Source organism: Caldisericia bacterium, assembly GCA_021158845.1.
Classification (GTDB): domain Bacteria; phylum Caldisericota; class Caldisericia; order B22-G15; family B22-G15; genus B22-G15.
In genome coordinates this window covers 1-6,299 of record JAGGSY010000047.1, presented here as the reverse complement: position 1 = coordinate 6,299, position 6,299 = coordinate 1, and the positions used below count along the sequence as shown (strand labels likewise).

Annotated in this window: 1 protein-coding gene; it reads right to left on the bottom strand. The window is 39.2% G+C overall.

Annotated features, from left to right (window positions below; genetic code table 11):
* Window positions 1–109: 109 nt before the first annotated feature.
* Window positions 110–6,299: hypothetical protein (locus J7J33_01915; GenBank protein MCD6168046.1), on the bottom strand; the 6,190-nt coding region annotated here is incomplete at its 5' end.

Here is a 6,299-nt window from a genome sequence, read left to right as displayed (position 1 = left end):
AAACACCATAGAAATTATTAGCCCCAAAATTACAGCCAGACTAATTTTAAGTTTTTTCATAAAAAGACCTCCTTATCTTTTTATTTATATATATCTCTAATTAAATTCATTATGGAGCAGGATAAGTAATTATAATCTCTCTTGTAAATGGATCCCAATCAACCTTTGCACCGAAAGTCTCCATTATAAATCTTATTGGAACAAAGGTTCTACCATTTATAATAACTGGAGCAACATCAAGGGTTACTGGGAAACCATCAATGTATGCAATTTTACTTCCAATCCTCAAATCTATCCTCTTCATGTTAAATATTATAGAAACCCTTTCATCTCCATAGGAAACATATCTATACTCAACAGTGGCACCAAAAGCCTCTGCTATGATCCTCAATGGAACCATTGCTCTTCCAGATTTTTTATCAATCCATGGAGCAGCCTCAATTTCATGAGGTTCACCATTAACATATACAGTTCTTGAGCCTATCTTTATCTTAACGATGGTCCTCTTTATGTATTTCACAGGTAGATATATATCAGTGGAGTTCCCTGCTTTATCTACTGCTGTAATATGAATTGAGTTATTTCCCTCCATCAAAGTCACTGTGTAGGAGAAAGTTCCATCGGGATTTACATTCACAGGTTGACCATTTATTGTAAGCACTGCTCCAACCTCAACTTCTCCCTTTATAGTTATAGTTGGTTCATAAACCTCCATCCATTTCTTTAAGGATGGGTCAAGTTTTAGATAAGGAGGTGCTGTGTCAAGAGTTATCTTTATAACAACCTCTCCTGTGTTTCCTGCAGAGTCAATGGCTTGAACCTTAAGGGTGTTCAAACCTTGAGATAACTTTACTTTAAGGGTAAATTGTCCTTTTGAGTTTGATGTGGTTCTTGAACCAGAACATGCAACAAGTATTCCCGGCTCTGTAATTCCTGAAATTATTAGATTCTCCTTGTTTGTATATTCTTTCTGAGGCTCAAGGATTGTTATCTTTGGTGGTGTGGAATCAACTTTAAAGGATTTAGTTCTCACAGGTTCAGCATTGTCAATCCCTTTGCTCTTTGAATAGTAGTGAAGGATATGTTCTCCCTCTGGAGCAGTTATCTCTCCCACATAAAGGCTTGGTGCTTCATCATCCCACCAATAGTATGTCTCAACTTCTCCTTCTCCTCTTGCCTCAAATGTAATTCTTGGTTTGGTAATATACCATCCATTTATCCCATCAGGAGCAGATGGGTTAATATGTATGACTGTCACTGGAGTTGAGACAATTTCATATGGTGAAGATGGAACCTCTGTCAAATCCTTTGATGTGTAGAGATAGAGTATATACTTATCAGGTATCTCTGGGTTCTTTATCCCTGCACTTTTACTTATGGAAATATAGACATCTCCACTGGTTACTGGGGCTGAAAGGGTTATTACAAGAAGTCTTCCAATAACTACAGGCTCATGGTATATTGGGAAACCAGATATTTCTATTGCTGCCGGCTGAATAACCGGTGGAAGGTATGTGCCGTTGGGGAACTTTATGTAAATCTTGTCTCCCTCCAGAAGATTCATTGAGATTCTAAAGTTTATTGTGTATTCTGCCTCTTTTCCTGCACTTTGAGGTTTAACCTGAACTTCAACATCCTGTATTGGCGGTGGTGGTGAAAGGGTGAAGGAGAATGATGCAGGGGTTGTCTCTTTAAGGGTTGTTACCTCTATGGAATATGTCCCTGCATTTGATGGATTAATAATCCCGGCATTTGCTGATATCTCAATTTTTGCTGTTGTCTCTGCTGGTATGGGAACTGGTGTTTTAATTGTTATTGTGCTTGAGGATTGATTGACTATGGGAGAAGTAGTAAGTTCTGTATCGTTTATCTTTATCATACCAGATGGGATATTTGCCGGTATCTCTGTTCCTGTTGGGAATTTAATGTTTATATCGTCAGATACATCCAGGGCACCTCTTGTCCCAACTCTAATAATAAGGGTAAAAGAGGCATTCACTCCAGCGGATAGTGGTTCCACACTCAAAGAGAGTATCTCAAGATTGAATCCTCTTTCAACAGTAAATTGAGGTTGATTGGAAATGGGAGTAAAAGTGCCTCCAGCTCCCATAGTCATAAAGGAGAATGTGTAAGTCCCTGGATTATTTGGAATTAAGACATTCTGATATTTAATGGTAATCTTCTTTCCACTTGCCATGGTTTGGATATTTATAGTAAGGGAATTGGTACTCACATTTATAGTACCAAGGGAAACTCCACTTTCAGGGATTACTGAAACAAATCCATTCCCCGAGGGCTGTGTTGTTTGAGGATTGGGAAATCCAGTGGGAACACTCATCTTTATCGCTCCACCTGAGAGATTAAAGGTTGAGGTAAAGGTAAATGTTATATTTACAATATCTCCTGTGAGCGCAGAATCTGGTGTCATTGTGACACTTCCAGATCCATTGGCATTTGTTCCTGTTACTGTTATTCTCTGAGTTGCAGACTCATAATTTTCAGCTGAAACTGTTATATCCCATGCACCTGGCGTTGAATCCTTGTAGTAGAAGGATACTTCATTAGAACCTGATGGGAAAGTTATGGTGGATATTCCCCAGCTTGTTCCATCTGTGGAGAATTTTCCTGTTGAGGAAGTGGTAGTTAGATTAATTGTTATATCCTCTGAGGCAATTAATGGATTACCATCAGGACTTTCAAGACCAATAACTATTGGTTGGGATGCTTCATCAAGATTTATAACCTGTGGCGAAGATTTAAACACAAGTTTATCACCCACTACATTGAAGGCGTTGGATGTGCCAGTCTTTCCAGTGATGGGGTCTCTCACTGTAATAGTGACATTCTCTCCTGGCTTTGTAATAGTTATCTCTCCTGTGAAACTTCCATTCACAAATGGACCAAGGGATGTTGGAAGGATTGAACCAACTCCAAGAGAACAACTCACCTCCACATTCCCTGCAAAGGAGGTAAATGTTGCTCCATCCTCATCCTGTGCAGTAATTGTAATCTCAAAAGGAACTCCCTTTGATTGGTTTCCAATGGTTGAGATTAAGAAATGATCAAGACCCTTTGCCACAGAGAATTCATTGGAGAAGGATTCAACAGATGGAGTTGTAAGAGTAACTTTAAGTTTAACATGATTTCCAGCTTCCCCCAACTTTACATCGCCTGTCCACACACCAGATGTAAAGGTTATAGTGGTTGGTTCAACAACAGTGGAATTTTCTGCAGAGAGAGTTGCACTTCCATTAAAGTTTGTGCATACATTTCCAAACTCATCCTTTGCAGTAATAGTCACTGTGAATGGTATATTAACAGTCTGGGGTCCTATTGCTGAAAACTCAAAAGTATGGACCTCTGCTGGGAGAACTGTAAATAGATTACTCTCTCCTGTATGCCCATCCTTTTCAGCAGTTATCTTTACATTATCTCCTGCACCAGTAAGAATGACCTCTCCAATCCATACACCTCCACTGAAATGACCAGTAGTGGTTGGCGTAATAATTCCAAGATTTACAGAAAGGTTTACCTGATCTGAGAAGTTAGGTATTGTGTAGTCTAATGAATCCTTTGCATATATCTTTATTGTAAATCCTTCTCCTGCTATCTGTGGAGATGAAATTGTATCAAAGACGAAGTGATCAAGTGCCCCATAAACAGAGAATATATTACTCATTCCCATCTTATGAGTGGATGGGTCCTCTGCAAAAATTTGAACAGAAGGATTTGGTGTATTAAGTGTTATAGTTCCAGTCCACTTTCCATCTGTAAATGCTGTTGTAGATATTGGAGTTATTGTTCCAGGTCCAGTGGATGCAGAAAGATTTGCAATTCCATTCCATACGGTTATCAAAGAGCCTGCCATATCTCTTGCTGTAATTGTTATCTGGAAAGGAACACCTGCTGTTTGATTGGATATAGGTTCGAACTGGAAATGGTGAAGCACATTGGACGCACATGTGAAGGGATCTGATGTTCCTGTAATTGCACCACTTGTTGCAGTTAATCTCATGTTTGGAGACGGAGTATCAAGGGATATGGCTACAGTTATAGTTCCAAGGTAGAAGTTTGGTGTAGTGTATGTAGCACCACCGTTAACATTTCCACTACTTGCCGATATATCTGCATTACATGTTCCACCGCCATATATTCCCCAAGTATCAGTGTCATCCCATGCACTTATTATATATCCATTCGAATCTTTTGCATATATCGTTACATCAAAGGAGTTGTTTATCGTCTGCGGACCAATGAAGTCGAACTCAAAATGATCCACAGTTTGACTTGCAACTGTAAACTCATTTGAAGTTCCTGAAACAGAAGGATTTGATGTATCATATACAGTTATTGTGTGAATTCCAGGAGTGTTCATAGTTACTGCTCCAAAAGTGTGAGTTCCATTATCATTTCCCGGTCCCGATCCGGTGAAAGTATAATCTCCTGGAAGAACTGCCAAAGAGTCTGTTGATGTGAAATGTATTGTCCCTGTATAAGTAGTTACAGTATTCTCCCACTGATCAACCGCAGTAATCCTCAAAGCATTTTCAGGATGTGCTCCCGGGTCAAATACACATCCAGCAGTTTGGGGACCAACTGGTCTATACTCACCTGTTGCAGCATCAAGGGTATTGGAAGTTACCTTAAAGTGGTGAAGCGGTCCTGGAATCACATTGAAGGTATTTGAAAGGCCATATTTAGATGCAAAATCAGCCTTAAGTTGGACGTTTGTTCCTGACTTATATAGAGTTACATATCCCTGCCACATTCCATTCTGGAAAGTTACACTTGTAGGTTCTATAACATAGTTTGTTGGAACTGTAGCAGAGAGATTTACTGTGGCAGAGAAATTTGGAATCACATTATCAAGGTGGTCCTTAGCATATATTTTTACAAAGAATTGAGTCCCTGCTGTTTGTGGATTAGCCACAGGGTCAAAGGTAAAGTGGTGAAGTCCAGCTGAAACAGAGAAATGGTTAGAATTTCCACTCTTACCCTCAGATGTTGCTGTGATGAATACATCAGGAGTTGGTGTATCAATAGTTACATCACCTTCAAATACTCCATTGGTCATGGTAACAGTATTTGGAATGATATTTCCCACAGATGAAGTTAAAGTAAGTGTTGTGTTTAAGTCATATATAAGATTATGATCCATATCATGAGCTTCAATTCTTATGTGGAATGGAACGCCAGATGCCTGTGGTCCAATAGATGAAAAGTGGAAATGATCAAGTGGACCAAGAACTGAGAAAGCATTGGAAGCTCCAGTCATTCCACTCCCTCCAGCATCAGTAGCTATAATTTGAACGCTGGAGAAAGAGGCATTGACAGTTATATAACCACTCCACTTACCATTTACAAATGGTCCAACTGTTGATGGTGAAACTGGACCTGCTGGATTCAAACTAAGGTTCACATTTCCAAGGAAATTAGTAACGATATTTTCATTTCCATCCCTTGCTGTAATCTCAACATAAAAAGCCTGACCTACTTTTTGAGGAGATGGAATGTATGAGAATGAGAAATGATTAAGTGTTCCCTGAAGGGCAAATGTATTTGATTCACCTGTTGCACTTCCATAAGTTGCAATGAGTTTTACAGCAGTGGAAGGAGTATTGAGGGTGACGCTTCCCGTCCATACTCCATTTACAAATACTACAGGAGAGGGATTTGTGGAAATACCCATTGTGGGAGAGGAAGAAAGCGTTACCTGATTGTTAAAGGAGGTTACTGTTCTTCCTGCAGAATCTTTAGCATATATTGTCACAGTAAATGGAACACCGGCAGTTTGAGGAGAAGGAATCACTGCAAATTCAAAATGATCCACTGTAGAAGTTGAGACTGCAAATATATTTGATTCTCCATATAAAGAATCGTAAGTGGCGTTAGTAACAATATGGTCTGTATGTAATTCTGTAGCCCCAAAGCTTATAAGAGTTGTTCCAACATCGGAATCTCCTGCTTGAACTACAGTACCATATCTATAATTCCCAACATATGTTAATCTTTTATCCCCTACAGAAACAAGATTGTCTCCATCCACATCATCGTATATATATTCTCCATTGTCATAAACTCCATTAGAGACAATATTTTCTGCATGTTTTTCAGTTCCTGCAAAGGATACAAGCGCCAAAGTGTCCGTAGCATCAGAATCTGAGGCGTTTACGAGAGTGTTGGCTCCGTAATTTCTCACAGGAGTAAGTCTTGTATCACCTGCATTTACTGTTGCATCAGCTGAATTATATATATATTCACCATAATAATAGTTTGCATAAAGTTTTGCACCAGAATCT